At 69.0% G+C, this 26,043-nt stretch carries 28 protein-coding genes; 5 read left to right on the top strand and 23 right to left on the bottom strand.

The genetic code is table 11. The features are described 5' to 3' along the window. The first annotated feature begins 67 nt into the window (after positions 1–67). Positions 68–1,435, top strand: coding sequence for a wax ester/triacylglycerol synthase domain-containing protein (locus NMI01S_RS30565; RefSeq protein WP_063002220.1), 1,368 nt, complete (start codon positions 68–70; stop codon positions 1,433–1,435). Here the strand turns inward: NMI01S_RS30565 and ccsB are convergent. The 6 genes from ccsB to hemL all read right to left on the bottom strand — a co-directional run bounded on the left by ccsB (position 1,432) and on the right by hemL (position 7,726). Further along, positions 1,432–2,424, bottom strand: a complete 993-nt coding sequence (ccsB, locus tag NMI01S_RS30560; RefSeq protein ID WP_063002219.1) for a c-type cytochrome biogenesis protein CcsB — start codon at positions 2,422–2,424, stop codon at positions 1,432–1,434. The two genes, NMI01S_RS30565 and ccsB, sit on opposite strands and share 4 nt — an antisense overlap. Before the next feature lie 2 nt (positions 2,425–2,426). Continuing rightward, on the bottom strand, positions 2,427–4,130 hold the full coding sequence (gene resB, locus NMI01S_RS30555) for a cytochrome c biogenesis protein ResB (RefSeq protein ID WP_063002218.1): 1,704 nt from the start codon (positions 4,128–4,130) through the stop codon (positions 2,427–2,429). Between the two features lie 5 nt (positions 4,131–4,135). After that, on the bottom strand, positions 4,136–4,957 hold the full coding sequence (locus NMI01S_RS30550) for a cytochrome c biogenesis CcdA family protein (RefSeq protein ID WP_063002271.1): 822 nt from the start codon (positions 4,955–4,957) through the stop codon (positions 4,136–4,138). Positions 4,958–4,977: 20 nt separating this feature from the next. After that, a complete protein-coding gene (locus tag NMI01S_RS30545) occupies positions 4,978–5,556 on the bottom strand; it encodes a TlpA disulfide reductase family protein (protein ID WP_039781250.1) in 579 nt (192 codons plus the stop codon). 26 nt (positions 5,557–5,582) lie between these two features. After that, positions 5,583–6,188 carry a histidine phosphatase family protein gene (locus tag NMI01S_RS30540; RefSeq protein WP_051025203.1) on the bottom strand — a complete coding sequence of 202 codons (606 nt, stop codon included), beginning with the start codon at positions 6,186–6,188 and terminating at the stop codon, positions 5,583–5,585. A 200-nt stretch (positions 6,189–6,388) separates the two neighbouring features. Beyond that, entirely contained in the window at positions 6,389–7,726 is a 1,338-nt protein-coding gene (hemL, locus tag NMI01S_RS30535) for a glutamate-1-semialdehyde 2,1-aminomutase (RefSeq protein ID WP_063002272.1), read from the bottom strand. Positions 7,727–7,975: 249 nt separating this feature from the next. On the opposite strand from hemL, the gene NMI01S_RS30530 reads away from it, so the two are divergent. Then, entirely contained in the window at positions 7,976–8,359 is a 384-nt protein-coding gene (locus NMI01S_RS30530) for a hypothetical protein (protein WP_063002217.1), read from the top strand. A 32-nt stretch (positions 8,360–8,391) separates the two neighbouring features. Here the strand turns inward: NMI01S_RS30530 and NMI01S_RS30525 are convergent, their stop codons facing one another. The 5 genes from NMI01S_RS30525 to hemB all read right to left on the bottom strand — a co-directional run bounded on the left by NMI01S_RS30525 (position 8,392) and on the right by hemB (position 11,567). Then, on the bottom strand, positions 8,392–8,727 hold the full coding sequence (locus NMI01S_RS30525; protein ID WP_157126447.1) for a hypothetical protein: 336 nt from the start codon (positions 8,725–8,727) through the stop codon (positions 8,392–8,394). 90 nt (positions 8,728–8,817) lie between these two features. Continuing rightward, positions 8,818–9,057 (bottom strand): hypothetical protein, encoded by a 240-nt coding sequence (locus NMI01S_RS30520; protein WP_157126446.1) that lies wholly within the window; start codon positions 9,055–9,057, stop codon positions 8,818–8,820. Continuing rightward, positions 9,054–9,716, bottom strand: a complete 663-nt coding sequence (mce1N, locus tag NMI01S_RS30515; protein WP_439956320.1) for a transport-regulating membrane protein Mce1N — start codon at positions 9,714–9,716, stop codon at positions 9,054–9,056. Before mce1N ends, NMI01S_RS30520 begins: the two co-directional genes overlap by 4 nt. 358 nt (positions 9,717–10,074) lie before the next feature. Then, positions 10,075–10,593: a hypothetical protein gene (locus tag NMI01S_RS30510; protein ID WP_063002214.1), complete on the bottom strand. Its 519-nt coding sequence runs from the start codon at positions 10,591–10,593 to the stop codon at positions 10,075–10,077. Further along, positions 10,590–11,567: a porphobilinogen synthase gene (hemB, locus tag NMI01S_RS30505; protein WP_063002213.1), complete on the bottom strand. Its 978-nt coding sequence runs from the start codon at positions 11,565–11,567 to the stop codon at positions 10,590–10,592. Before hemB ends, NMI01S_RS30510 begins: the two co-directional genes overlap by 4 nt. 329 nt (positions 11,568–11,896) lie before the next feature. On the opposite strand from hemB, the gene NMI01S_RS30500 reads away from it, so the two are divergent. Further along, a complete protein-coding gene (locus tag NMI01S_RS30500; protein WP_039781183.1) occupies positions 11,897–12,166 on the top strand; it encodes a hypothetical protein in 270 nt (89 codons plus the stop codon). Between the two features lie 62 nt (positions 12,167–12,228). Here NMI01S_RS30500 and NMI01S_RS30495 read toward each other — a convergent pair whose 3' ends face one another. The 4 genes from NMI01S_RS30495 to NMI01S_RS30480 all read right to left on the bottom strand — a co-directional run bounded on the left by NMI01S_RS30495 (position 12,229) and on the right by NMI01S_RS30480 (position 17,115). Then, a complete protein-coding gene (locus tag NMI01S_RS30495) occupies positions 12,229–13,791 on the bottom strand; it encodes a bifunctional uroporphyrinogen-III C-methyltransferase/uroporphyrinogen-III synthase (protein ID WP_036505992.1) in 1,563 nt (520 codons plus the stop codon). After that, positions 13,788–14,792, bottom strand: coding sequence for a hydroxymethylbilane synthase (hemC, locus tag NMI01S_RS30490; protein ID WP_063002270.1), 1,005 nt, complete (start codon positions 14,790–14,792; stop codon positions 13,788–13,790). The genes NMI01S_RS30495 and hemC overlap by 4 nt, the downstream gene beginning before the upstream one ends. Positions 14,793–14,854: 62 nt before the next feature. Beyond that, positions 14,855–16,243, bottom strand: coding sequence for a glutamyl-tRNA reductase (locus NMI01S_RS30485; RefSeq protein ID WP_063002212.1), 1,389 nt, complete (start codon positions 16,241–16,243; stop codon positions 14,855–14,857). Further along, positions 16,240–17,115 (bottom strand): redox-sensing transcriptional repressor Rex, encoded by an 876-nt coding sequence (locus NMI01S_RS30480; protein ID WP_036506067.1) that lies wholly within the window; start codon positions 17,113–17,115, stop codon positions 16,240–16,242. The genes NMI01S_RS30485 and NMI01S_RS30480 overlap by 4 nt, the downstream gene beginning before the upstream one ends. Before the next feature lie 352 nt (positions 17,116–17,467). On the opposite strand from NMI01S_RS30480, the gene NMI01S_RS30475 reads away from it, so the two are divergent. Next, positions 17,468–17,728, top strand: a complete 261-nt coding sequence (locus NMI01S_RS30475) for a glutaredoxin family protein (RefSeq protein WP_036505996.1) — start codon at positions 17,468–17,470, stop codon at positions 17,726–17,728. An 81-nt stretch (positions 17,729–17,809) separates the two neighbouring features. Next, complete coding sequence (locus tag NMI01S_RS30470) at positions 17,810–18,847, top strand: HAD family hydrolase (protein WP_369974802.1); 1,038 nt, start codon at positions 17,810–17,812, stop codon at positions 18,845–18,847. Positions 18,848–18,920: 73 nt separating this feature from the next. On the opposite strand, the gene NMI01S_RS30465 is transcribed toward NMI01S_RS30470, so the two are convergent. The 8 genes from NMI01S_RS30465 to NMI01S_RS35465 all read right to left on the bottom strand — a co-directional run bounded on the left by NMI01S_RS30465 (position 18,921) and on the right by NMI01S_RS35465 (position 25,797). Next, on the bottom strand, positions 18,921–19,931 hold the full coding sequence (locus tag NMI01S_RS30465) for a lysophospholipid acyltransferase family protein (RefSeq protein ID WP_063002211.1): 1,011 nt from the start codon (positions 19,929–19,931) through the stop codon (positions 18,921–18,923). Beyond that, the gene (locus tag NMI01S_RS30460) at positions 19,928–21,010 is read right to left on the bottom strand and encodes an NAD-dependent epimerase/dehydratase family protein (protein WP_063002210.1); all 1,083 of its coding nucleotides are present in this window, start codon (positions 21,008–21,010) and stop codon (positions 19,928–19,930) included. The genes NMI01S_RS30465 and NMI01S_RS30460 overlap by 4 nt, the downstream gene beginning before the upstream one ends. A gap of 191 nt (positions 21,011–21,201) precedes the next feature. Next, on the bottom strand, positions 21,202–21,303 hold the full coding sequence (locus NMI01S_RS34510) for a 30S ribosomal protein bS22 (protein ID WP_003402602.1): 102 nt from the start codon (positions 21,301–21,303) through the stop codon (positions 21,202–21,204). A gap of 230 nt (positions 21,304–21,533) precedes the next feature. Continuing rightward, on the bottom strand, positions 21,534–21,761 hold the full coding sequence (locus NMI01S_RS30455) for a helix-turn-helix domain-containing protein (RefSeq protein ID WP_030516190.1): 228 nt from the start codon (positions 21,759–21,761) through the stop codon (positions 21,534–21,536). A gap of 167 nt (positions 21,762–21,928) precedes the next feature. Next, positions 21,929–22,747 carry a pyrroline-5-carboxylate reductase gene (proC, locus tag NMI01S_RS30450; RefSeq protein WP_084513400.1) on the bottom strand — a complete coding sequence of 273 codons (819 nt, stop codon included), beginning with the start codon at positions 22,745–22,747 and terminating at the stop codon, positions 21,929–21,931. Between the two features lie 89 nt (positions 22,748–22,836). Beyond that, on the bottom strand, positions 22,837–23,727 hold the full coding sequence (locus NMI01S_RS30445) for a thioesterase family protein (RefSeq protein WP_084513408.1): 891 nt from the start codon (positions 23,725–23,727) through the stop codon (positions 22,837–22,839). Positions 23,728–23,845: 118 nt separating this feature from the next. Further along, positions 23,846–24,730, bottom strand: coding sequence for a sugar phosphate isomerase/epimerase family protein (locus NMI01S_RS30440; RefSeq protein WP_245717091.1), 885 nt, complete (start codon positions 24,728–24,730; stop codon positions 23,846–23,848). Between the two features lie 14 nt (positions 24,731–24,744). Beyond that, positions 24,745–25,797 (bottom strand): Rv0497 family membrane protein, encoded by a 1,053-nt coding sequence (locus tag NMI01S_RS35465; RefSeq protein ID WP_439956323.1) that lies wholly within the window; start codon positions 25,795–25,797, stop codon positions 24,745–24,747. Positions 25,798–26,043: the final 246 nt, after the last annotated feature.

Raw genomic sequence — 26,043 nt, 5'->3', positions numbered from 1 at the left:
ACACGAGCGGTGCCGAAAGTCGCATCCGCGGCGATCACGGCGCCGGTTCCCCAGCGAAGGCACGCCGATGACGGACACGCGCGAATCCCATCTCAGCCAGTCCGACCTGCTCTCGTGGAGTATGGAGCGCGACGCGATCCTGCGCTCGACGATCGTCTCGGTCGTGATGCTCGACGCCGAGCCCGACTGGGAACGACTGGTGCGGGCCATCGATCGAGGGACGCGAATGGCGCCCCGCTTCCGAGATCGGCTGGTCGCGCTGCCCGCGGGTCTGGCTCCGCCGCGCTGGGAGACCGATCCCGGCTTCGATCTGTCCTGGCATCTGCGCCGGGTCGCCATGCCGGCCGCGGTCGACCGGACGGCGGTGTTCGAATTCGCCCGCATCGAGGCCATGACGGCCTTCGACCCGGTCCGCCCGTTGTGGCAGATGACCGTGCTCGGCGATGTGGCCGGTGGCGGCAGCGCGCTGGTGCTCAAGGTGCATCACTGCCTGACCGACGGTGTGGGCGGTATCCAATTGGCCAACGAGATCGTCGATTTCACCCGGGCCGGCGGCGAACCTCGTCCGGACCCCGAGCCCGCCCCGGAGAGCCGTGGTGGGCTGGCCGACATCATCGGATGGAACTGGGCGGTGGGATCGGAGTTGCTGCGCGGCGGTCTCGCGCATGTGCTGCCACTGGCCCGGCACGCCCTCACCCACCCGGTGGGTACCGTGCGCGACGGGGTGGGGCTGGCCGTCTCGATCGGTAAACTGGCGCGGCCGGTGGTCGACACCCTTTCCCCCGTGATGACGAAACGGGGTCTGGCGCGCCATCTTTCGACCCTCGACGTTCCGCTCGCCCCGATGCGCCGCGCCGCGCACACGGTGGGCTGCACACTCAACGACGCCTTCCTGGCCGGGGTCGTCATCGGGCTGCACCGCTATCACGAACTGCACGGCAATGTGGTCGAGCGGCTGCGGGTCACCATGCCGGTCAGCGTGCGCAAGGACGCCGACCCGATCGGCGGAAATCGCATCACCCTGGTCAGATTCGCCCTGCCGGCCGGCATCACCGACCCGGCCGCGCTGATGCCCGTACTCGACGCGATGGTGGTGGGCTGGCGGCACGAACCGGCGATCCCCTATTCGGCCGCCGTCGCCGCCACCCTCAACCGGCTGCCGGTCGCCATCGTCGCCGCGATGCTCGAGCACGTGGACTTCGTCGCCTCGGACGTGCCCGGCTCCCCCGTGCCGATCTACATCGCCGGCGCCGCGGTCGAGCGGATGTACGCCTTCGGCCCCACCACCGGCACAGCGTTCAACGTCACACTCATCTCACACACCGACACCTGCTGCGTGGGCATCAACGCCGACACCGCCGCGATCCCGGACGTGGACACCTTCACCGATTGCCTCGCCGAAGGTTTCCACGCCGTGCTGGAACTGGGCTACTAGTTGAGTCCCGCGTAGGAGTGCAGCCCGCTCACCACGATGTTGATGATGAAAAGGTTGAACAGCATCGCGACGAAACCGGCCACGTTGATCCAGGCGGCCTTGGTTTCGCGCCAGCCGGAAGTCGCGCGGGCGTGCAGATACGCCGCGTAGATGACCCAGGCGATGAAGGAGACGGTTTCCTTCGGGTCCCAGCCCCAGAAGCGGCCCCACGCGCTTTCGGCCCAGATGGCGCCGAGGATGATGCCGGTGCCGAAGAGCGGGAAGGCCACGACCGTCGTGCGGTAGGCGAGGCGGTCGAGGGTGCGGGCGTCGGGCAGGCGGCGGGCGAGGACGCCGAGCGGGTTGCTCGATTCCCGCCCCTCCGGCTGGTACATGCGCAGCAGGAACAGCAGGCTCGCCACACCGGAGAGCATGAAGATGCCGCTGCCGATGCTGACGATGGTGACGTGGATGGGCAGCCAGTACGACTTCAGCGCCGGAACCACGGGCGCGGCGTCGGCGTAGAGCACCTGACCGGCCAGGAACATCAGGATCAGCACCGGGACCAGCAGGAACACCCACATCGCGCGGTACCGACGGTCGTGGATGAACACCAGGCCGGTGACCATCGCGGCCGCGGTCGCCATGGTGATGAACTCGTACATGTTGCCGAGCGGGAAGCGGTGGGTCGCGAAGCCGCGCAACACGATCGAGGCCAGATGCAGGCCGATCGCGACGAAGACGACCGCGAACGCCATATTGCCCAGCTGCTCCGCCAGCGAACGCTTCGGGGCGGGCTCCACCTTGCCGGGCACCATCGGCCGGTCGGCGCTCACGCCACCGGAGGCGCCGACGCCGACCAGTTCGCGCTCACGCTCTTGGGCGCTGGTCACCTTCTTCTTCGCGGAGGCGTACTGCACGATCAGCATCGCCAGCACCAGCAGGTAGACGACGAACGCCGTCTTGAAGGCGAGATTGCTGTAACCGGCGAGTGTTTCGTCGATCGGCATGTTCACTCTCCCGTGCTCTCGGTCCGGGCGACCGGGCGCTGATCCGTGGGGCTGCCGGTGTCGGTGCGGTCGGAGCCGAGCAGCCGCGTCAGCAAGCGGTCGAACTCGCCGCCCCAGCCCGCCTGGTCGGTGCGGGCCAGCCCACCCATTTCTACTACAGTACGTCGTTCACCGGAACCGTCGTCGTCCGGGCCTTCCGGATAGGCGCGCAACCAGATCCGCCGCCGCTTCACCACCAGCGAGACGAGCAGACCGGCCATCATCGTCAACGCGCACACCAGGACCCAGCTCTGCGCCGGATCGTGGGAGACCTGCAGATTCGCGTACTGCTGCGCGCCGTCGAAGGTGACCTTGGTGCCGTCGGCCAGCGTGGCCGATTCACCGGGTCGCAGATTGACGCGCTGCTGCTTCGTCAGCCGGCCCTGTTTGATCATCTCCGGATCGAGCGAGAACAGCGACTGCGCGCGCCCGGTGTCGAGTCCGGTCTCGCCGCGGTAGATGTCGATCGCCACCGCCGGATCGGTCAGTCCGGGATACGAGGAGGTCAGCAGGCTGCCGTGCATCAGCGCGGTGGGGGCGAACAAGCCCTCGATCGCGATCTGGTTCTTGCGCCGCTCGTCCTCGCTGCCGTACATGCCGCCGGGCGGGTCGAACCGCATCACACCGCTGGACAGGAAGGTGGCGCCGTCGTCCGGCCGCCACTGGATGGTCTCGGTGCGCTTCTGCCCGTTCGGATAGGTGACGGTGAAGGTCGGCGCGTAGCCGTGCCCCTGCAGGTAGACGCGGTCGCCGGCGACGCGCAGCGGATGGTTGACCTGGATGGTGGTGTCACGCCAGGTGTCGGTCGCCAGATCATCGCCGGTCTGATACGAGATGTCGGCGGTGAACATCTCGGCCTGCCCGTTGGGCAGGTAGTCGGCCTTGAAATCCTTGACCCGCACGCAGACCGGGGTCAGTCCGGTGCCGTCGTTGACCCGCCCGGCCTTGAAGGAATCGAAGACCGCCGGCGAGGTGGTGCAGAATCCGGGACCTCCGTCGGCGACGACGATCACGTTGCCCTCGTAGCCGAACAGCTTGCCCGCCGCGATCGCCACCAGCAGGCCGACCAGGGCAAGGTGGAAGACCAGATTGCCGAGCTCGCGCAGATACCCCTTCTCCGCGGAGAGCGTCACCTCACCGGGACGGCCGTTGCGCACGTCGGATTCGTCGCGCACCACCGCGCGCCAGCCGCGCAGCCCGCGCCGCGCCTGCTCGATCGCCGCGGCGGGAGTGTCATCGGTGGTGGTCGCGGCGTGATGCGGCAGCCGGGACAGGTTGCGCGGCACCATGACCGGCGGCGTGCGCAGCGCCTTGTAATGGTCGAAGACGCGCGGCACGATGCAGCCGACCAGCGAGACGAACAGCAGGGCGTAGATCGCGGTGAACCAGAAGCTGGAGAACACGTCGAACAGCTGCAGCCGGTCCATCCACGGACCGAGAGTGCCCCGATCGGCGATGTATTTGTCGACCTTCTGCGGGTTGAGACTGCGCTGCGGCAGCAACGCCCCCGGAATCGCCGCCAGCGCCAGCAGGAACAACAGCATGAGCGCGGTGCGCATGCTGGTCAATCCGCGCCAGGCGTTGCGCAGCAGTGCGAACGCGCGGCGCGGCAGCGACCGGCGCGGCGGTTTCGCGGCGGTGGACGGGGGCGTCATCGTGGCAGTCATGGGGCTCAGATCGGCAGGGTTACCTGGGAGACGAATACATTGCGGATCCATCCGACGAACTGATCCCACATCCCGGTGACCAGTGCGATGCCGACCACGACCAGCAGTACGCCGCCGATGATCTGGATGGTGCGCGAATTGCGCCGGAGCCAGCCGACTCCGCGCAGCGCGGTGGCCGACCCGAACGCGAGAATCACGAACGGCAGACCGAGACCGAGGCAGTACGCCACGATCAGGGCGACACCCCGGGCGGCCGTCGCTCCCTCGGTGCCGGCGGATACGGCCATCACGCCGGAGAGCGTCGGACCCAGGCACGGCGTCCAGCCGAGGGCGAACACGGCGCCCAGCAGCGGTGCGCCGACGATTCCGGTGAGCCGGCGCGGATGCATTCTGGTGTCGCGCTGCAACATCGGCACCAAGCCGAGGAACACCAGCCCCATCACGATCGTCACCACGCCGCCGATGCGTTGCAGCAGTTCACGATTGACGTTCAAGGTCTGGATGACCCCGAAGACCGTGGCCGAGGCCAGCACGAACACCACGGTGAAACCGGCGACGAACAGTCCCGCCGCACCCGCCACGCGCATCCGCCCGGTGCGCAGCGCGACGGCCGCGCTCTTACCCTGGGCCTCGCCGACGGTGACCGGCGGCGCTTCGGCCCCCACGAGCCCGGCCAGATACGACAGATATCCCGGCACCAGCGGCACCACGCACGGCGACGCGAACGAGACCAGCCCAGCGAGCAGGCAGGCGCCCAACGCCAGCAGCAGCGGTCCGGTGGCCGCGGTCTGCTGGAACGATTCGCCGACCGAAGCCAATGCCGGCACCGCCGGGGAGGCCGACGCCGTCACTGCCGGCCCTCCTGCGCGACCTGATTCACCACCGGCAGCAGATCCTCGGCCAGCAACGACCGCAGGAAGACCGCGGCGACGCGATGCTGCCGATCCAGCACCAGCGTGGTGGGGATGACGCTGGTGGGGAATTTGCCCCCGAGCGCCAGCAGGCTGCGCATCTCGGGGTCGTAGATGGAGGGATAGCCGACGTGATTGTCGGTCACGAAGTCGCGCGCCTTGTCCTGTTGCGGATCACGCACATTGATCCCCAGGAAGGCGACGCCCTTGTCCTTGGACTGTTCGTAGACCTGTTCCAGCGCGGGCGCTTCGGCCCGGCACGGCCCACACCACTGCCCCCAGAGGTTCAGCACGACGACCTGATTCGGGAAGTCGTCGACCGAGACGGTCTTGCCGGTCAGCAGATTCGGTCCCGAGAGGTGACCGATCGTGCCGCGGGCGGCCGGCGGGTCGTACCGGATATCGGTCTTGCCACCGGGTGAGACGAAATCGAAGGTGCCGCCCTGGGCGACCGCGTCGTTACCCGACGAACAACCGGCCAGCGCGGCGACGACCGCCACGCAGGCCAGCAGCATCGGCAGCAGACGCCGGACCGCCCCGCTCACGCCCCGGTCACCCTGGGATCCGAGCCGCCGGAAGGCTCGGAGTAGACGATGTCGATCAACGTATCGCCTTGGTACACAAGCGAAGTCAGCGAAGCCAGTGAACACTGCCGCTGCCGCGGATCGTGCCACAGCCGCTTGCCCTCCAGGAAGCGCCGCAACGTCCACACCGGCAGCTGATGCGAGACCACCACCGCCTCGTGCCCGGCCGCCTCCACCCGCGCCTTGTTCACGGCGGCGAGCATGCGATGCGCGATCTGCAGATACGGCTCCCCCCACGACGGGGTGAACGGATCGCGCAGCTTCCACCAGTGCCGCGGCTTGCGCAAGGCACCGTCACCGACCGACACCCGCAGACCCTCGAAGGTGTTGCCGGCCTCGATGAGGTTGTCGTCGGTGCGCACGATCAGCCCGTGCTGTCCGGCGATCGGCGCGGCGGTCTCCTGGGCGCGCTGCAGCGGCGAGGCGACGACCAGGGCGATGTCGTGGTCGGCGAGGGTGCGCGCGACCGTCGCCGCCTGCGAACGGCCGGTCACCGAAAGACTGAAGCCGGGCAGGCGGCCGTAGAGGATGCCCTTGGGGTTGTGCACCTCGCCGTGGCGCATCACGTGCACGATCGTCTCGGTATCCGAGGCGACGTCACCGGGAAGCGAGGGCACCTTGCCGGCATCGGCTCCCGAGCCGGGGACGGGCGCCCGCGACGATTCGGTGTCCCCGGTCGCCGCGGCCGCACCGGAGGACGCCGGTTCTTCGTGCGAGGGGGATTCTGTTGCGGCAGTGACGGATTCGAGCTGATCTGAGTCGCTCACGCGCGGGGTCCTTCGGGTGTGGCGGCCGCGGCTGCCGCGGCGGCGGCGGGCAGAGCGGCAGCGATACGGTCGAATGCGTCCTCGTCGAGGGCGGCCGAGACGAACCAGGCCTCGAACGGGCTCGGCGGCGCGTAGACGCCACGTTCCAGCAGCGCGTGGAAGAAGGCCGGGAAACGCCAGGTGGCGGTGGCCTTGGCGGTGGCGTAGTCGGTAACCGGACCCTCGGCGAAGAACACGCTCACCATATTGCCCGCGAATTGCACGGTGTGCGGGACCCCCGCGGTGGTCAGAGCCTCGGTGATCAGGGATCCGAGCCGGTCGGCGTTACGGTCGAGGGCCGCGTAGACGTCCGCGTCGGCGGCGCGCAGCGTGGCCAGCCCGGCCGCCACCGCCACCGGATTACCCGAGAGCGTGCCCGCCTGATACACCGGCCCGATCGGCGCGAGATGGTCCATGACCTCGGCGCGGCCACCGAAGGCCGCGGCCGGCAGTCCGCCGCTCATCACCTTGCCGAAGGTGTACAGGTCGCCCGCCACCGGATCGCGGCCGTACCAGCCCGCGGCGCTCACGCGGAAGCCGGTCATCACCTCGTCCATGATCAGCAGGGCGCCGTGTTCGCTGGTCAGCTCGCGCAGGCCGGCGTTGAAGCCGGGCAGCGGCGGGACCGCGCCCATATTGCCGGCGGCCGCCTCGGTGATCACGGCGGCGATCTGGCCCGGATATTCGGCGAAGGCCGTGGCGACGGCTTCGAGGTCGTTGTAGGGCAGCACGAGGGTGTCGGAGGCCTGCGCCCCGGTCACACCCGGCGAGGTGGGCAGACCCAGGGTGGCGACACCGGAGCCGGCATCGGCCAGCAGCGCGTCGACATGGCCGTGATAGCAGCCCGCGAACTTGACGACCTTGCTGCGCCCGGTGAATCCGCGCGCCAGCCGCACCGCGCTCATGGTGGCCTCGGTGCCGGAGTTCACCAGCCGCACTCGCTGCACCGGATCGACCCGCGCGGCGATCGCCTCGGCCAGCTCGATCTCGGCCTCGGTCGGCGCGCCGAAGGACAGCCCACCGGTGGCGGCCCGCTGCACCGCGTCCACGACGGCCGGATGCGCATGTCCGAGGATCATCGGCCCCCAGGAACACACGAGGTCCACATAGTCGTTGCCGTCGGCGTCGGTGAGCGTGTACCCGCGCGCCGAAGCGATGAATCGCGGGGTGCCGCCGACCGAATTGAAGGCCCGCACAGGCGAGTTCACACCGCCGGGGATGATCGCGGCGGCGCGTTCGAAGAGTCGGGCGGAGACCGGCACGTTTACCTGGGTCGCGCGCGGAGAAGAACTCACGACCACCAGTGTCGCAGCCCCCGCCGGAGTGGTCGACGACAGGGTGTAGTGGGGTGAGCCACCCCACAGGACGAGCCGCCACATTGTACTCGCACTCGCCCGACCAGCAGTTTGCCGAGAATTTCCTCACATCCGCCCGTCAGGCCCCGCAGCGCAACACGCGACGTAAATTTCCTGTCATAAGGGTTGTGGCCTGGTTGCCCATGCGTAACCTCGTACCCACCATCACGCTCACCGCCGGGAGGGTTCATGCGTAAAGCAGTATTCGGAGTAGCCCTGTTGACAACCCTCGTCGGCTCCGTCGCGGCAGCGACCCAGGCCGCCGCCGTGACGCCCGTCGTCCAGCCCGAGCAGCAGCGCGCCGGAGTGATCCTCACCCACGACGAGACCGCCGCGCTGGGCGACGGGCCGATTCCGGCACTGGTCACGATGGTCGTTCCGGAGAGCCGGATCGGTGCGGGTCTCGAGCCGGACACCCAGCTTTATCACGATCGGAACGGCAACGTGCACGCCTCACTGCGGCAGGTGATCGAGGAGGCGGCGAGCCACCCGGACGGCAGCGTCGTGGTGATGGCGAACGTGCCCGGATCGCACGGCACGCGCCTGCTCGACGTCTTCCAGCAGTGGCACTGATCGAAGGTCTTCGACCCCCGTGCGGCGCCGATTCAAGGAACCGGAACACCCAGGCACAGCAGGGCGTAGCCGGTGGACAGCAGGCAATTCAGCGGCGTGGGAAGCAGATCCAGCAGTGAGGAAACCTGCCCGGCGCGCGGCGACACCGGAGTAACGGCGGCCGAATCGGCGACAACCGCGGCCGCAGGGCTCTGCGCGCCGGCCGCGCCCGGCACCTGCGGGCCGGCCGGCTCCACAATGACCGCCGAAGTGCCTGCGGCCGAAGGACTTTCAGGCGAGGCGGCGGCCACGGCCACCGAGGCCATACCGATCGCTGCCGCCGCGAGAATCGTGAACGAGGATTTCCGCACCGCCTGGGTGCGCGTCATGGTGCTCATTTTCCGGCAATACCCACAACACTCGATCCGCTATCGGGCGACGCGCCGCGAAAACGGGTGCGGCTGTGGCGAAGAGGCGTTTCAGCGCGGGCGCACCGCGCACCGCACCACCAGATCGATGGCCGCGAGTCCCGCAGCGGCAACCAGGACGGTGGCCAGCGCCAGCCACGGACCGACGTAGCGGGTGGACTCGAAGGCCGGCTGATCGCCCACCGCCGCGAACCAGGTCCGCTGGACACCGTGCCGCCAGATGGGCACGGCGGCCACCGCGCAGGCCACGACCAGCACCAGATCGAGCAGGATCCACAGTCGGCGCATCACGCGACATCCTCCTTGCCCTCGGAACCCACGTCGCCCTCGCTGTCCGTACCGGACGCCACCACCGAATTCTGCGCGTCGTCGGCGCTCGCGGCGAGCACGGCCGCGGACTCCTTCGCCGGAGCATCCGCCGCCGCGGACTTCTTCGCCGCGGGAGCCGATTCCTCGGCGAGCCGATCGAGTGCGGCGCTCAGCTCGGCGCGCAACTGCTGATGATCGCGCGCCCAGGCCTGCACCATGGCGCCGTCGCGCAATTTCAAGCCGATACCGCGACGGCGGCGCGGCACCCCGGTCAGCTCACCCAGTGCGCGGGCGGACTCCCAGGGATCGTCGTCCCACGACTGCTCGTCGTGTTCGGGAAAGACTCGCGCGATCGACTCCAGCGGCAGCGTTTCGGTGCCCTCGCGCAGCGCGGAGTCGGTGAGTTCGACGCTGACGTGGCGTTTTCCGGCCACGACCTGCAGGGTCACGAAGCCGGCGAGCAGAATCGCGCAGAAGGCGAGACCGAACCAGTGCACCGGGCCGCGCCGCAGCGCGAGTTCGAGGATCAGCACCAGCAGGCAGAGCAGCGGGCCGTAGGCGACCGTGCGCCAGCGGGCGCCGGGCTCGCTGAACAGCACGGAATCCGGCCGCACCACGGCGGCGGGTTGGGCGTCGCTCACGCAAGACCTCCGAATACGACGCGCGTGCCGGACCGGGCGGGTGGCGGCGGAGTCAGCCGACCTTCCCCGGGAGCAGCAGGCCGGCGAGGGTGAGCAATGCCAAAAGCAGCAGCAGTCCCATCACCAGAACATCGCGTCGAATGCTTTGTCGCTGCTGAATCACCACGCGCATCGATGTCTCCGATCCACCGAAGCCATCCGTGCTGCGCTCTCATCGCGGTGACCGATCGATGCGACCACCGACCGAAAAACCACATCCGAAGAACAACGCACAACCAACGACTTTCAGTTCCCGAGCTATCTGTGACAACTCTCACCATACATCCCGGTCGGCACGCGACAAATTCGGCCTCGCGTCTCAGTTGCCGTTCGCTCGGAAGAAAGCCTCGGATTCCTTTCTGCGGCAGAGGAATACGGCTCCGCAGGCCAGGACCGCCTGTAATATCGCCGCGGCCCCGATCAGCACCGCCGGGCCGCCCGCGACCGCGCCGAGCCCGAACATCGACCCGACGGCGCCGAGCACCAGCACCACGGCCGCCACATCGGCAACCGTGCGCGCCCACAGTCGCCCGCGACCGAGCTGGTGCACCACGGCCACCGCGCCGACCCCGAAGGCCAGGCCATAGGTGAGGACCAGCACCTCGAGGATCGAGACCACGAGCTCCATCTGCGCCACGCTGAAGTCGGGCCGCTCGCCGTGCAGCTGGTCGTAGAAGTCCTGGGCGACCTGGCGGCGATTGCCGAGGCGGTCGACCGCGCCGAGGATCAGCCGCAACACCCCGAGCGCGACCACCGCCCACCACAGTTGGCAGGCGGTGCGCACATCTTCGGGTCTGGTTCGGATGCCGGGCTCGGCCGGCAAGGTCGCCGGATTCACGACAGCCAGTGCGCGGCCTCGGTGGCCCAGTAGGTCAGCACGATATCCGCGCCCGCCCGGCGGATGCCGAGAAGCGATTCGAGGATGGCGCCGCGGCGGTCGATCCAGCCGCGTTCGGCGGCGGCCGTGATCATCGCGTACTCGCCGGAGATCTGATACGCCGCGACCGGAACCGGCGAATGATCGGCGACGTCGCGCAGGATGTCGAGATACGACATGGCCGGTTTGACCATCACGATGTCGGCACCCTCGGCCAGGTCCAGCTCGAGTTCGCGCAGCGATTCGCGCCGATTCGCGGCATCCTGCTGATAGGTGCGGCGATCGCCGTGCAGCGACGATCCGACGGCCTCCCGGAACGGGCCGTAGAACGCCGAGGCGTATTTGGCCGCGTAGGCGAGGATCCCGGTATCGATGTGGCCGGCGGCATCCAGACCCGCGCGGATCGCGCCGACCTGGCCGTCCATCATGCCGCTGGTGCCCAGCAGTTCCGCGCCCGCCTCCGCCTGGGCCAGCGCCATCTCGACGTAGCGGTCCAGGGTCGCGTCGTTGTCGACGGAGCCGTCGCCGGCCAGCACCCCACAGTGCCCGTGATCGGTGAATTCGTCCAGACAGGTATCGGCCATCACGACGGTGTCGCCGCCGACCTCCTCGGTCAGCGCGCGCAGGCCGCGGTTGAGAATGCCGTCCGGGGCACTGGCCTGGCTGCCCACCGCGTCCTTGTCCTCCGGACGCGGCACGCCGAACAGCATGAGCCCGCCGACGCCCGCGCCGACCGCCTCCGCCGCGGCCTTGCGCAGCGAATCCATCGAATGCTGGTACACGCCGGGCATCGAACTGATCTCGCGTGGTTCGGCCAGTCCGTCGGCAACGAACATGGGCAGTACCAATTGCCTTGGTTCCAAGGTGGTTTCGGCGACGAGGCGACGCATCGCGGGGGTACGACGCAACCGCCGCGGGCGGTCCATTCCGGTCATAACCGCACGATACGCCGCGCGAAAGCCCGGCTCCCAGGCACCTCCCGGCCGGTTGGCGCGGATCACAGCCGGCAAATTCCGGGCGACGCGCGGGCGACCCGGCCGCGCCCCGAAACCCGTTGCGGGGACCGGTTTTTGTCGGTGCCCTCCGGTAGAATCGAAGATGTGTTCGAGGGGATTCGTCAACAGTCGAACCGGCCTCGGTAGCGCGCTACTGCCCACGGCGCACGACCGATCGATCGGCGGTGGGACGGACTGCCCATATCCGTCCCGCCTTCGATTCGGCCCACCGACGACCCGGCGAATCTCCATCCGAGGGGAGGATTCTCATGCCCACCGCACCGACGATCATCGATCCCTACGCGCCGCTGCTGAAACAGCCCCTACCGGCCGGCCGGCCGCGCTCCTGGTACGTCATGCACAACCGCAGGCTGAAGGCCATGCGACTGGCCATCGCCCTGCTCGACTCCGGCGTCTACCGCGCCAACCTCGCCGACAACCAGACCATCCGGCACACCGCCGAGGTCGTCGGCATCCGTCCGCCCTCGAACAAGACCTGCAGCCTCGTGCGCGACCTCATGCGCGTGCGCCGGGTGTGAGTGCTGTCGAGCTCAGCGGCTCGGCCGATCGAGCCGCTCAGCGGCTTGTCCGATCGAGCCGCTCAGCGGCTGCGGCGGCTCTTCTTGCGCGGCGGGGGCAGCAGGCCCTCGGCGCGCAGGTGGGCGGCGTGTTCGGCCAGGGCGTCGACCAACGGGCCGACCTGGGCGATCTCGGGCTGGACATCGACGCGCAGGCCGAATTCGATGGCCGTTTCGGCGGTTTTGGGGCCGATGCAGGCAACGATGGTGCGCGCGTGCGGTTTTCCGGCGATACCGACCAGATTCCGGACCGTGGACGAGGAGGTGAACAGCACGGCGTCGAAACCGCCGGTCTTGATCATCTCCCGCGTTTCGGCCGGCGGCGGCGAGGCCCGCACGGTGCGGTACGCGGTGACATCGTCGATCTCCCAGCCCCGGTCGCGCAGACCCTCGGCCAGCGTTTCGGTGGCGATATCGGCTCGCGGCAGCAGCACGCGGTTGACCGGGTCGAAAACATCGTCGTAGGGCGGGAAGTCGGCCAGCAGACCCTCCGAGGACTGCTCACCGCTGGGCACCAGCTCGGGGTTGATACCGAACGAGCGCACCTTGTCGGCGGTAGCCTCACCGACGCACGCGATCTTCACACCGGAGAAAGCCCGTGCGTCCAAACCGAATTCGCCGAACTTCTCCCACACCGCGCGCACGGCGTTGGTGGAGGTGAACACCACCCACTGGTAGCGCCCGTCGACCAGGCCCTTGACCGCGCGCTCCATCTGCGCGGGGCTGCGCGGCGGCTCGACGGCGATGGTCGGAACCTCCATCGGGATGGCGCCGTGCATGACGAGCTTCTCGCTCATCTCACCGGCCTGCTCCTTGGTGCGCGGCACCAGCACGGTCCAGCCGTACAGCGCCCGCGACTCCCACCACGACATCTTGGACCGCTTCTCGACCTCCTTGCCGACCGTGACCACGAGCGGTCCGACCAGCTCCGAGGCGGCGGAGTTCAGGGTGGCCAGCGTCGCCTCGATGGTGCGCTGCTGGCGGGTGGTGCCGCGCACGGTCACCGCCACCGGGGTCTGCGGGGCGAGGCCGTGCTCGACCAGCGCGCTCGCGGTCTCGGCCAGGTGGCCGGAGGTGGCGTGCAGCACCAGCGGGCCGGGAGCGGCGGCGACGGATGCCCAGTCGACCTCACCACGCACGTCGACCTCGGTGTGCGAGGAGCCCAGCGCGATACCGGCATACGCCGGCACCGTGGTCGCCGACGGCAGCCCGGGCAGCACCTCGAAGTTCATATGCGACCGGGTGACGGCGTTGACCTCGGAGATCACCGAATCGGTGGTCATCGGATCGCCGGAGACCAACCGCACCACATCGTGTCCGGCGCGGGCCTCGTGGACCAGCGTCTTCGCGACCTCGGCCGGCTCGCCCAGCGCGGGGCGCACGTCGACGGCGGATTCCCCGTCGGGCCCCGGCTCGACGGCGGTGCCGATCATGGCCAGCACGCCCTTGTCGACATCGGGATCGGTGAACGCCAGGCGCGCTCGTCCCAGCACCTCGCGGGCGCGGACCGTGAGCAGCGCCGGGTCACCAGGACCCGACCCGACGAACAGAATCCGACCGGGATGTTTCTTGGTGGCTCGGCTCATGGCTTGTTCTCCATCGGGCTGGGATTGGTGAAGTCGGACGCGCCGGCGGATACCTCGCCGGCCAGCAGGTCGCGCGCCCCCAGCTCCAGGAGCTCACGCGCCAGATCGCGGCCCAGCTGCTCTGCGTTCGCGAGCGAGCCGACCGCCGAGGCCCGGATGACATCCGAACCGTCGATCGCCGCCGCGCCGCCGCGCAGCGACAGTTCCTCCACCACGCGGCCCTCGTCGTCGAGCGATTCGACGACTTCGGCGAGCGCACCGACCGGCGCCGTGCAACCGGCTTCCAGTTCGGCGAGCAGCGCGCGTTCGGCGACGACCGTGGCGCGACTGCCCGGATCGTCGAGGGTGGACAGGATGCTGACGAGATCGCTTTCCTCGCTGCGGCATTCGACCGCGAGCGCCCCCTGGGCCGGTGCCGGCAACATCTGCACGGGCTCCAGGGCCTCGGTGACCGAACCGAGCCGGTCCACGCGGGACAGCCCGGCCCGCGCGACGACCACGGCGTCGAGTTCACCCTCGGCGACCTTGCGAAGTCTGGTGTCGATATTGCCGCGCAACGGCACGATCTCGAGACCGAGTCCGAGCGCGCGCAACTGGGCGGCACGCCGCGGCGCGGAGGTGCCGACCCGGGAGCCGGCGGGTAGTTCGCCCAGCACCAGGCCGTCCCGGGCGACCAAGGCATCACGCGGATCCTCGCGCGGCGGGATCGCGGCGATGGTGAAACGCGGGTCCGGCGCGGTGGGCAGATCCTTGTAGGAGTGCACCGCGATGTCGACGGTCCCGGCGGCCAGTTCCTCACGCAGCGCGGCGGTGAACACCCCGACGCCGATCTTCTCGACCGGGTCGGACGACTGGTCGCCCGCCGTCTTCACGATCACCAATTCGGCGTGCTGCCCGGTGGCGATCAGCGCGTCGCGCACGGTGCCGGCCTGGGTCAGTGCCAGCACGCTACCGCGGGTGCCGATCCGCCACGGGGCGTCTGGGGTGCCACGTCGCGTCATGCTGTGCTCCTGCGTGTCGACCCCGGTGGCCGCGCCCCCGAATGCGGTGGCCGTATCAGCGCTCACTGCGGATGCCCCTGTTCGTCTCCGAGATGGCTCGTGGTGAAGTCGTCGGCCAGTTCACCGCCGAGGGTCGCGATTTCCATCGGCGCCGCAACAGCTTGTGCCGCACCGGGTTTCAATTCGAACAATTCGCGCAGCGCCTCCGCGTAGCTGCCGCCGCCGGGCGCCGAGGCCAGCTGCTTGACCCGGACCGTGGGCGCGTGCAGCAGTTTGTCGACCACCCGGCGCACCGTGCGGGCCACCTCTTCACGCTGCGGATCGCCGAGGTCGGGCAGTTTGGATTCCAGCCGCATCAGTTCCGCCTCGACCACCTCGGCCGCGCGCTGGCGCAGGGCCGCGACGGTCGGGGTCACCTCGGCCATCCGCTGGCCGGACAGATATTTGGCGAGCTCCTCGGCGACCAGGGCGCGCGCGGCGCTGGTGTCGTCGGCCGCCGCACCCGCCGCGGGATCGCGCTGCAACGTCTCCATGTCGATGACGGTGACATCGGGCAGGCCGGCCACCGCGGGATCCACATCGCGCGGCAGTCCCAGGTCGCAGATCACCATCTGATGTCCGGCACGGGAGACGTTGAGTGCGCGGTGGGCGTCGGCCAGGCTCACCACCGAACCGACCGCACCGGTGCTGGTGATCACGATGTCGGCATCGGCCATGGCGTTCACCAGGTTCGACAGCTCCAACGCCGTCGCCGGTGCGCCGTGCATGGTGGTCGCGGTGTGGGCCAGCCGCTGGGCACGCTCGAGGGTGCGGTTGACCACGATGATCCTGCCGATTCCGGCCCGTGCCAGATGGGCCACCGACAGCCCGCCCATCGCGCCCGCGCCGACCACGACCGCGGTGCGGCCGACCAGATCACCGAGCACGTTCGCGGCGCGATCCAGCGCGACCGACACCACCGAGGCGCCCGCGCGGTCGATCCCGGTCTCCGAATGCACCCGCTTGCCGACGCGCAGGGCGTGCTGGGCCAATTCGTGCAGGGTGCGCCCGGCGGCCTGCTGGGCATCGGCGGCGGCGTAGGCCGAGCGGATCTGGCTGAGCACCTGCTGCTCGCCGACGACCATCGAATCCAGGCCGCTGGCCACCGCGAACAGATGTTCGGCCGCCGCCTCGCTGTAGCGCACGTAGGCGTGTTTGGTCAGTTCGGGCAACGGCAGACCGGAATGCCTGGCCAGCAGATCGCCGACCTCGGCGAGCCCACCGTGGAAGGCGTCGACCACGGCGTAGATCTCGACGCGGTTGCAGGTGGAGACGATCATCGCCTCGGAGATGTGCTGGGAGGCCAGCATGCGATCGGTCAGCTTGGGCCGGTCCTCCTCGGTGACCGCGACCTTCTCCAGCACCGCCACGGGAGCGCTGCGATGCGAAATTCCGACGAGAAGCACACTCATGGTGCGACCACCGATCCCTTGCTGGTTGGCTCCGTTGCCGAATGCGAGGTTGTCTTGCGGGGTGCGGGCTGATGGGCCGCGCGTCCGGCCATTCGCCGCCCGATCGGGGTGGATACCGCGTGCACGGTCTCCCCCGCGGCGACGCGCTCGGTCGCGGCCGGCTCGGCGGCCTCGAGTTCCGCGCTGCGAGCGCGCTCGAACGACAGCATCTGCAGTTCGACAGCGAGGTCGACGCGGCGGACCTCCACGGTGGCCGGAACCGCGAGGTTCACCGGCGAGAAGCTGAGGATGCACTGCACCCCGGCGGCGACGAGTTCGTCGCAGACGCCCTGGGCCGCGGCATCGGGAACGGTGACGACCGCGATCGTGGGGGCGAGTTCGGCGACCGCGGCCCGCAGCCGGGCGGTGTCGAGCACCCGCAGCCCGGCGACCGAGGCGCCGATCACGGCGGGATCGTTGTCGAAGATGCCGACCATGGTGAATCCGCGCCGCGAGAATCCGCCGTAACCGGCCAGTGCCCGGCCCAGATTTCCGGCGCCGACCAGGATCACGCGATGGCCGTCGGCCAGGCCGAGAACGTCTTCGATGCGGTTGCGCAACTTGGCCACGTCGTAGCCGACACCGCGAACCCCGTTGGGGCCGAGGAAGGATAGATCCTTGCGGAGCTTGGCCGAACCGACACCCGCCGCGACAGCCAGTTCTTCACTCGATACGATGAGCACACCCTCGTCGGCCAGGACGGCGAGCACTCGGAGGTAGGTGGCCAAACGGGTCACCGTCGCCTGCGGGATGTCCTTGTTGATGGATTTGCCGGAAACGCTGTTCAGAGCTCTGCCGGAGACGCCACTCGGCGTCTCATGCTGCTCTGTCACGTCGTTCGGCTCCTCGTCCGGCCGGGGGGTAGTGTCCGGGTTTTCGCTTGGTCCGCCGCCGATACCGGGCACAGGCATCGGTATCGGATCGGTATTGATACACGGGGTGCGGTTGCGTCCGCCGCCAGAAGCAGGCGGGTCGCGTGTCACCACCGTAACCGCTTGTGAAGCCCTGCACAAAGTCGGTGAATTCAGTCACTCTCCACTCGTCGGCCTCACGAATGCCTGCTCACATTCGACCGCCGTGGCACGGGCTTCGGTACAGGCACGCCGGACCGGCGATTTCGTCGCGCGAATCCGGCGATTCGCGGCTAATCGCAGGTCTGTCGGCGCCGTGGCATTTAATGGCGATATGAGTACTGCCACGCATTCGGTGACTTTGCTGACCCGCGACGGCTGCGGTATGTGCACGGTCGCACTGACCCAACTGCGCGCCATCTGCGCGGACTTCGGGCTGGAACCGGCGACCGTCGACGTGGACGCGGCGGCGGCCACCGACCCGTCGCTGCGGGCGGAGTTCGGCGACCGGCTGCCGGTGGTGCTGCTCGACGGCCGTGAACACAGCTACTTCGATGTCGACGAACCGCGATTGCGGGCCGATCTGAGTCGCTGAGCACACATCGCCGAGCAGCCGTCGAGACAACGCTGTGCTCGGCTAATGTTGGAGTGTTCGCGCGAACAGGCGGAGGTACTGGTGCCGGAACGATCGAAAGATGCGAGGACGGGCTTCATCGCGGGCAGGTTCGGCGAATTCCCGGCGCGCTGGGGGCAGGGTCTGTCGGACCAGCTCACGCGGATCGCGCGCAGCCCGTTCGGGCCCAGCGAGGAGGAGGTACGCGCCAACCTCGCCGGTGAGGCCAGCGCCGACGCGGCCCTCGCACTGCACGACGCGGAATTGGCCGAAACCTTTGGCGCCGAATCCGATTCGGAATTACCGCCACATGCGCGCCCGCCTCGCGACCTGACCGCGGCGGCATTTTTCGACGTGGACAACACGATGGTGCAGGGCGCCTCGATCGTGCACTTCGCGCGCGGCCTGGCGGCGCGGAAATATTTCAAGACTTCGGACCTCGTCGATATGGCCTGGAAGCAGGTGAAATTCCGGGTCACCGGCAAGGAAAGCCAGGGCGATATGGCCAGCGGTAAGGAAAAAGCGCTGTCATTCATCGCCGGCCGCTCGACCGCCGAACTCGCCGCACTCGGCGAGGAAATCTACGACGAAATCATCGCCGACAAGATCTGGCCCGGCACCCGCGCGCTGGCGCAAATGCATCTGGACGCCGGGCAGCAGGTGTGGCTGGTGACCGCGACGCCGGTGGAACTCGCGCAGGTCATCGCGAAACGCCTCGGGCTGACCGGCGCGCTGGGCACGGTCGCCGAAAGTGTGGACGGCGTCTTCACCGGACGGCTGGTCGGCGATATTCTGCACGGCCTCGGTAAAGCGCATGCGGTGCGCACCCTGGCCATTCGCGAGGGTCTCAATCTCAAACGCTGCACGGCCTATTCCGACAGCCACAACGACGTGCCGATGCTCTCGCTGGCCGGTACCGCGGTGGCGATCAACCCGGATTCGGACCTGCGCGAGGTCGCCAAGAACCGCGGCTGGGAGATTCGCGATTTCCGCACCGGCCGCAAGGCCGCCAAGATCGGTGTGCCCACGGCATTGGCGCTGGGTGCGGCCGGTGGCGCGGCGGCGGCCGTGCTCACCCGCAAGCGCGAACAACACGGCTGAACGTGTCCCCCGAAGCAATCACCGAGCCTCCTCGCCGCGGCGAGGAGGCTCGGTTTTCTCGTCTCTCCCGGCGTCAGCCGGTGAAGGGGTTGCGCCGCTTGGTGAGCAGCTTGTACAGCGTCTGCTGGATGGTTTCGCGGACCTGATCGGTGACCTCGAACATCGTCATCGGATCGTCGGCCGCCTCGGCCGTGTAATCCTCGGTCGCGATGGGCTCGCCGAATTCGATGGTCCACTTCGACGGCAACGGAATCGCGCCCAGCGGTCCCAGATGCGGAAAGGTCGGGGTCACCGGGAAATACGGCAAGCCGAGCAGCCGCGCCAACGGCTTGATATCGGCGAGTTTCGGATAGATCTCCTCGGACCCGACGATCGAGCACGGAATGATCGGCACACCGGTTTTCACCGCCGCCGAAACGAATCCGCCGCGGCCGAAGCGCTGCAACTTGTAGCGCTCCGCATACGGCTTGCCGATGCCCTTGAAGCCCTCGGGGAACACACCCGCGACCTCGCCCGACCGCAGCAGCCGTTCGGCGTCGGCGGGGCAGGCCAGGGTGTGGCCGGCCTTGCGGGCCAGCCCGCCGACCACCGGCATCTCGAACACGAGATCGGCGGCCAGCAATCGCAGCGACCGATGGGCGGGATGCCGGTCGTGCACCGCCAGCTGCAGCATCAGCGCGTCCAATGCCACCACGCCGGCGTGATTGGAGACGACCAGCGCACCACCGGAGGACGGGATGTTGTCGATGCCGTTGACGTCCACCCGGAACCACAGATCCGACAGCGGTCGCAACGTCGGCAGGATGACCGATTGGAGCAGATGTTCGTCGCGACCGAACTCGTCGACCTGATAGTCCCCGGTGAGGCGGCGGCGGGCGAAATCGGCGGTATTGCGAATACCGCCGGCCACCGCACCCCGCACCAGATCACCCAGCGAGCGCGGCGCGGCCGATTCGGCCAGCCGCTCGGTCAGCGAGGTCACCGGCTGCATGGCCGGCTCCACCGGCCAACGCCGCGACGCGGGGCGCTGCCGGGCCTCGAAATCCGTCTCGTGCAGGTGGATGACTTTGGCCACGTCGTTCATCGATGTGCTCCCGTCCCGGCCCCGACGAGGCCGAGGAGTCTGTTTTCTGCAGCGTCGATCCAGTGCGGATCTATGACGGGCCGCAACGCTGCGCCCCCGATGAAGTCGTCGAACGCCTGCACCGTCGTCCAGCGCGGTGCGAAGCCGAGTTCGGTGCGCATTCTCGTGGTGTCCAATCCACAGCCGTAGTGGAAGTAGTCGATCTGCTCGGTGGTGAACTCACGCATCACCGGGCCCATGAACGACCGGCCGACCGTCTGGAAAACACTCATCGGCACCGGTAGTTCGACGCGACCCGCGCGACGGATGGCCTGCGACAAAGCCAGCGACCCGTCCCCGGCGACGTTGAACGTGCCGCCCGGTGCGGAATGCGCCGCATGCGCCAGCGCCGCGATCGCGTCCTCTTCGTGCAACAGCTGCATACGGGGGTCGCGACCGAAGATCGTCGGCGTGATCGGGGAGCGAAAATACTGCACACCCCGGCCCGCCAGACGCGGCCCCACAATCGGTGGAAATCGAAGGATCGCCGCGGCGATATCCGGACGCCGACGCGCCATTCCACGGACGAAACCCTCGACCTCGATCATATCGCGAGCGAACCAGCCCTTCGGCGGCGTGCGCGCACTCATTTCCTCGGTGAATTTCGCCGGATCCTTAGGACCACAACCGTACACCGCCGAGGAGGACCGGAGCACGACGCGGCGCACGCTGGGCGCCTTCTGACAGACCGCCATCAGCTGCATGGCGCCGAAGACGTTGTAATCCTTCATCGCCGCGCGGCCGCCACCGGCGGGCGGGCGGGAGAGCACGGAGGGGTGTACCACGGTGTCGACGTTGTTTCCGTCGATCACCTTGCGGATCAACGGATTTCGGATATCGGCGCGGACGAACTCGGCGCGACCCATCCGGCGCAGCAGATCGCGGCTGGGCAGCCGGGCATCGACGGCGATGACGCGTTCGATCGTGGGATCGGCCGCCAGCCGAGTGACGACATTGCCGCCGAAGAAGCGGCTCGCGCCGGTGACGAGGACAACTGTGGGCGGCTGGTCATTGCGGCCAGCCGTACGCCCGTCCCGCATATCTGAACCCACGCCGAATCCCACCTGTGCACCCCTGCTTGGCTAGTTCCGTCAACCAGAGTAGCGGCTGTTACGGAGGCGGCCGACAGTATTAACCAGGATCTAACGATGACTTCAGTCACCGGAAACAAATGCCGAAGCCCGCCACCTGAAACGGTGGCGGGCTTTCAGCTAATTTCCAGCGTGTAGGCTTACTTGCCGAGTTTGCGACGCTGCACACGCGTACGGCGAAGCAGCTTGCGGTGCTTCTTCTTCGACATCCGCTTACGGCGCTTCTTGATCACAGAACCCATAGGGTTGTTCCTCGCGTTCTCTCTCTACCCTCGGCACGCACGCCGGTTACGTACGCCCATCTTCCGGTTCGCTCGGCGGCCGCCTGGCAACCAGTGTTCAGCTCCCGACCTGACCCAGATCGGCAGCGGGTAACACAACGGTGGTTCATCGTACCGGGCCAACCCACGGCGAACGAAACGGGCACCGATGTGCCCGGTCGCCGACACCGCCGACCGGCGTTCACACGTCTCTACCCGGCGTCGAAGTACGACGTCTGCAGATAGTCGTGCACCGCCTTGGCGTGTACCCGGAACGATCGACCGACTCTGACAGCGGGTAGTTCTCCCGAGTGAACCAGCCGATACACCGTCATCTTGGAAACCCGCATCAGATTCGCCACCTCGGCAACGGTGAGGAACTGTGTTCCTCCACCGCCGATGACAGGACCGGAACTCGCAGAGCTGTTTCCAGACATCATTGCGCCACTGACCTCCGGCACGTCCGCGCCGCCGGCTTCCCCACCGGCGGAACAGACACGCACGTGCTCCCTCGAGCTTAGCGTGACCAGTGGGATTGCTGCGACGGGTGGGAGAAATAGCAGTGTCACCAGCGGATGTCACGTCACACCCGGCGGCCACCGCGCGGTTACTCGCCGGTCGCCCCCTGTTCGACCGAGCGGCGCTTGGCCGCGTGCAGCGCCTCCCAGAACGCCGAGCGCACGCCGCCGCGCTCGAGCTCGCGCACGGCCGCCGCGGTCGTTCCCGCCGGCGAGGTCACCGCGGCACGCAACTCCGCGGCATCCTGGCCGGACTCCTCCAGCAGCGCCGCCGAGCCGAGCATGGTCTGCACCACCAGTTCGGTGGCCACATCCCGGGTCAGGCCGAGGCCGACACCGGCCTCCACCATGGCCTCGACCACCAGGAAGAAGTACGCGGGCCCGGAGCCCGACACCGCGGTCACCGCGTCCATCTGGCTCTCGGCGACCGTGACGACCTTGCCGACCGCGCCCAGCAGTTCCGAGACCGTATCGAGCTCGGCGGATTTGGCGTAGCGTCCGGCCGCGATCGCGCTCATGCCCTGGCCGACCAGCATCGGAGTGTTCGGCATGACCCGCACCACCGGGAATCCGGCGGGCAACTTCGACTCCACCCGGGCGGTGGTCACGCCGGCGGCCAGCGACACCAGGATCTGATCGCGGTCGTTGTCGAGTTCGAGTTTGCCGAGTTCGGTGAGCACGGCGTCGACATCGTGCGGCTTCACCGCGACCACCAGCACGTCCGCGCCGGCCGCGGCCTCGGCCAGACTGTCGGTGACCCGGATGCCGAACCGCTCGCTCAACACCTGCGCGCGGGCGGTCACCATCTCGACCACGACCAGATCCTTACCCGGTCGCCCGGCCTCGAGCAGCCCGGCAATCAACGCCTCGCCGATCCGTCCGCCACCGATCACCGCAATTCTCGTCATGAGGCCCAAGGCTATCCGTGCGCGGCGGGCGGCGCGGGGCAGGGGCGATCAGGGGGCCGGCGAGGCAGCGAGTCAGCGCGGCAGAGGAATCAGCGCGGCAGGGGAATCAGCGCGAGCTGGCGGGTCTGCGCCACCACCGCACCGGTGCTGTCGAGCACCAGCTGATCCTCGTCGAACATGCGCTCACCGATCTCGTGGGCGGTCGCGATGACCCGCAGCCACCCCGGCGCGGGGCGCCGCCGCAGGTAGGTGGTGAGCTGCACGGTCGGGGCCCAGCCGAACCGGCCCAAATTCATCGGCACCGGCGGACTCATATCGCCCGCCATCATGGCGAAATAGGCGGCCACGTCCGGATCGCTGCCGTCGGCGGCGCGCGGACGAATCCACAGGCGCAGCCGCGGCTCGCCCTGCTCGCCGGACAGGAACCGCGCCCAGGACGGATCGATCGCCACCGACGCGCCCCGCGCGACGTTGACCAACCGGCCCATCGGAGAATCCGGCTCGTCGTATCCCAGGGCGTCGGCGGGCGGCTCCGGCGGCATATCCGCCACGGTCTCGCGCCGATAGGCCGGTTCCGCGTCGTCGAGGCGACCGAAGGTGAACGCCGAATGCACCAGCGTGCGCCCACCCTGGACCAGATCGGCGTCGACCAGGCAGATCTGGCGGCCGGTCTTGCGGATACGGACCTCGTACTCGACCTCGCCCGGATGCGGGGCGCCGAGGAAATCGGTGCTCGCCGCGATCGGGAACATCTCGGCCAGATCGGGGTGCGTGGTGCGCAACCGGGTTGTAGCGGCGGCCGCCGACGAGGCGATCATGGTCCCGCCGTGCAGCTTCTTGCCGATCGTCCACACCGGATCGATGACGCCGCGATAGCGCGCGAACTCCGCGGAAGCCTCCACCTCGGTCACCGCGCACACCCGGCTGAACGGTGCGTCGCCCACCTCCGGCCGTACCGTCTCGACCGCCAGTTCCGTCACCCGCCGCTCCTCTCCGTGGGCCGGCCGGTTCCGACCCGGCTCGTACACCGTATAAGTCTGCCGGAAGCCCGCTCGATTCCCTACCGGGTGTGACGAAGCCGTACCGGGTCGCGGGCGATCAATGCTGCCGCGTCGGCGCCGGCAGGCTGTTCAGGTGGGTGCGGGCGAACCGCAGCGACCGTCCCAGCATCGCCGCGCGGTCGGCGGTGGTCCGCGCGTTCTGGGTGTTCACCTCGATCACAGCATGACCACGGAAACCGTTGCGCACCAACGCTTCACACACTTCGACACAGGGTTGCGCCCCCTCACCGGGAATCAGGTGTTCGTCGTGCGCGGCACCGCGGCCGTCGGCCAGGTGCAGATGCGCCAGACCGCTACCCATACGGTCGGCCAGTGCCAGCGCATCCGTTCCGGCGGTCGCGGTATGCGACAGATCCAGCGTGTAATGCCGGAAGCCGGTGTCGGTCGGATCGTAGGACGGACTGAACGCGGTCACCGAAAGCCCCGGTCCACCACGGCGTTCCAGCCGGCGCGCCGAGCCGGCGCGGCGCCCGAACAGCGTGTCGGCGCGCATCGGGAACATGTTCTCCACCGCGACCACGACCGGGCTGCTGTCCTCGAGTTCGCCCACCTGCTGCGCGAAGCCCTCCGCATAGCGCCGCTGCCAGCGGAACGGCGGGTGCACCACCACGGTCGCCGCCCCCAGCGACTCCGCGGCCCGCACACTGCGTTCGAGCTTGGCCACCGGGTCGGCGCCCCACACCCGCTGCGAAATCAGCAGACAAGGCGCGTGCACCGCCAGCACGGGCACCGAGTACCGGCGCACATACGACTGGACGGTGGCGATGTTCTGGCTGGCCGGTTCGGCCCAGACCATCAGTTCCACACCGTCGTAACCCAATTCGGCGGCGTACCGGAACGCCGCCTCGGTGTTCTCCGGATAGACCGACGCCGTCGACAATCCCACCTGAACGGTGGTCCCCACCTGATCGCTGTGCCCCACTTGCTGCTCCCTGCTCAGTTCGTGCTGAGAAGAAAGGCTAGCGGTCCGAGTGTCACGAAGATGCCCACAACGACCGCGATCACCGTGCTGAGGATGTCGTCGGTGCGGCGCAGCACGCGAACCAGCGCGACCAGACCGAGAATCACAACCATCGCCAGCACCAGGGCCACGAACGGCATGATGTCCCACATCTGCTCGAAGCCCTTGAACAGCAACATCCCCGCGACCGCGGCGCCGACGGCCTGGCCGCCGAGGATCATCCACTGCCGGCGGTTGAGATCCTCGACCGAGCCACGGCGGGCGGCCGGCCGGCTCAACTGCGGCAGTTTGTCCCGCAGCGAGAATCCGCGCGGGGCGGCCCGGCGCCGGCGCGGGGCGGCCTCGATCTCCTCGTCGTCGAGCAGATCGTCGTCGTAGTCGTCCTCGGGTTCGTCGAGTTCGACCGGTGCGTAGAACTCGGTGCGCGCCTCGGCCGGATCGAGCAGATCGATGACCCCCCGGCGCGGCCCGCGATCCCGGCGCGCCGCGGCTTCGCGCCGCTCCTCACGCGCTCCGGCGTCGCGCAGCAGATCGCCGGCAACGGTCTGCCCGGACAGCAGCGGCTGCTCACGAGCGGCCAGCGACCATCCCGGCGACCGATCCTCGGCCGGCTCGTCCTCGTGGCCGCCCGGTCCGGACTCGTCGAAATCACGGGGAGCCGAAACCGGAGCACCCGGGCGCCGCCGGGCCGACCACGCGGGAAGGCCCTGGCCCGCGTCGGCACCGTTGCGCCCGCCCGCGGGACCGCCGCCGGGCGCGTCGGCCCCGTCGCGCCCCGGCTTCGCACCGTTGCGGCGCGGCAGGTCCGCGCGGCCCGGTGTGGGGAACTCGGGGGCACCGAATTCGCGGCCCGCCGGAGCACCGAATTCGCGGTGCGGCGAAGGAGTTTCGGGCGGGCGCGGCGGCGCCCAGGCAGTAGTCGGCGGCGTGGCGTCGGTTCCCATCCCGCCCCGGAACGGCGGCACCATCACGGTGTTGCGCTCGTCGGGCTCCGGCCGATGCCGGCGCCCGGTCCGGCCCGAATCCACCGGCGCCTCCGGGGCGGCGAACGAACCCGCCGCCTCCCGCTCGGCCAGCGCCTCCCGCAGTTCGCGGCGGGCGCGGCGGCCGGTGGGCGCCGGCGCGGAATCCACACCGTACGGGGCGGGCAGGCCCTCCGGCGCGGCGTGCCGGGTGGAATCGGGCTGGGCGCCGTATCCGGGAGCATCGAATCCGGGGCCCGCGCCGAACTCGGGCGACGAGCCGTATCCGCCCGGCGAGTCGAACGAGGCGGG

The sequence above is a fragment of the Nocardia mikamii NBRC 108933 genome (assembly GCF_001613505.1).
Classification (GTDB): domain Bacteria; phylum Actinomycetota; class Actinomycetes; order Mycobacteriales; family Mycobacteriaceae; genus Nocardia; species Nocardia mikamii.
This window is presented reverse-complemented; position numbering and strand designations above follow the sequence as displayed.

Excerpts from the sequence above, each read along its gene's own strand:
- NMI01S_RS30565 (WP_063002220.1), top strand. The coding sequence starts at position 68 with ATGACGGACACGCGCGAATCCCATCTCAGCCAGTCCGACCTGCTCTCG.
- ccsB (WP_063002219.1), bottom strand. The coding sequence starts at position 2,424 with ATGCCGATCGACGAAACACTCGCCGGTTACAGCAATCTCGCCTTCAAG.
- resB (WP_063002218.1), bottom strand. The coding sequence starts at position 4,130 with ATGACTGCCACGATGACGCCCCCGTCCACCGCCGCGAAACCGCCGCGC.
- NMI01S_RS30545 (WP_039781250.1), bottom strand. The coding sequence starts at position 5,556 with ATGCTGCTGGCCTGCGTGGCGGTCGTCGCCGCGCTGGCCGGTTGTTCG.
- NMI01S_RS30540 (WP_051025203.1), bottom strand. The coding sequence starts at position 6,188 with ATGCGCCACGGCGAGGTGCACAACCCCAAGGGCATCCTCTACGGCCGC.
- NMI01S_RS30530 (WP_063002217.1), top strand. The coding sequence starts at position 7,976 with ATGCGTAAAGCAGTATTCGGAGTAGCCCTGTTGACAACCCTCGTCGGC.
- NMI01S_RS30525 (WP_157126447.1), bottom strand. The coding sequence starts at position 8,727 with ATGACGCGCACCCAGGCGGTGCGGAAATCCTCGTTCACGATTCTCGCG.
- hemB (WP_063002213.1), bottom strand. The coding sequence starts at position 11,567 with ATGACCGGAATGGACCGCCCGCGGCGGTTGCGTCGTACCCCCGCGATG.
- NMI01S_RS30500 (WP_039781183.1), top strand. The coding sequence starts at position 11,897 with ATGCCCACCGCACCGACGATCATCGATCCCTACGCGCCGCTGCTGAAA.
- NMI01S_RS30495 (WP_036505992.1), bottom strand. The coding sequence starts at position 13,791 with ATGAGCCGAGCCACCAAGAAACATCCCGGTCGGATTCTGTTCGTCGGG.
- hemC (WP_063002270.1), bottom strand. The coding sequence starts at position 14,792 with ATGACGCGACGTGGCACCCCAGACGCCCCGTGGCGGATCGGCACCCGC.
- NMI01S_RS30485 (WP_063002212.1), bottom strand. The coding sequence starts at position 16,243 with ATGAGTGTGCTTCTCGTCGGAATTTCGCATCGCAGCGCTCCCGTGGCG.
- NMI01S_RS30475 (WP_036505996.1), top strand. The coding sequence starts at position 17,468 with ATGAGTACTGCCACGCATTCGGTGACTTTGCTGACCCGCGACGGCTGC.
- NMI01S_RS30465 (WP_063002211.1), bottom strand. The coding sequence starts at position 19,931 with ATGAACGACGTGGCCAAAGTCATCCACCTGCACGAGACGGATTTCGAG.
- NMI01S_RS30460 (WP_063002210.1), bottom strand. The coding sequence starts at position 21,010 with ATGCGGGACGGGCGTACGGCTGGCCGCAATGACCAGCCGCCCACAGTT.
- NMI01S_RS34510 (WP_003402602.1), bottom strand. The coding sequence starts at position 21,303 with ATGGGTTCTGTGATCAAGAAGCGCCGTAAGCGGATGTCGAAGAAGAAG.
- NMI01S_RS30455 (WP_030516190.1), bottom strand. The coding sequence starts at position 21,761 with ATGATGTCTGGAAACAGCTCTGCGAGTTCCGGTCCTGTCATCGGCGGT.
- proC (WP_084513400.1), bottom strand. The coding sequence starts at position 22,747 with ATGACGAGAATTGCGGTGATCGGTGGCGGACGGATCGGCGAGGCGTTG.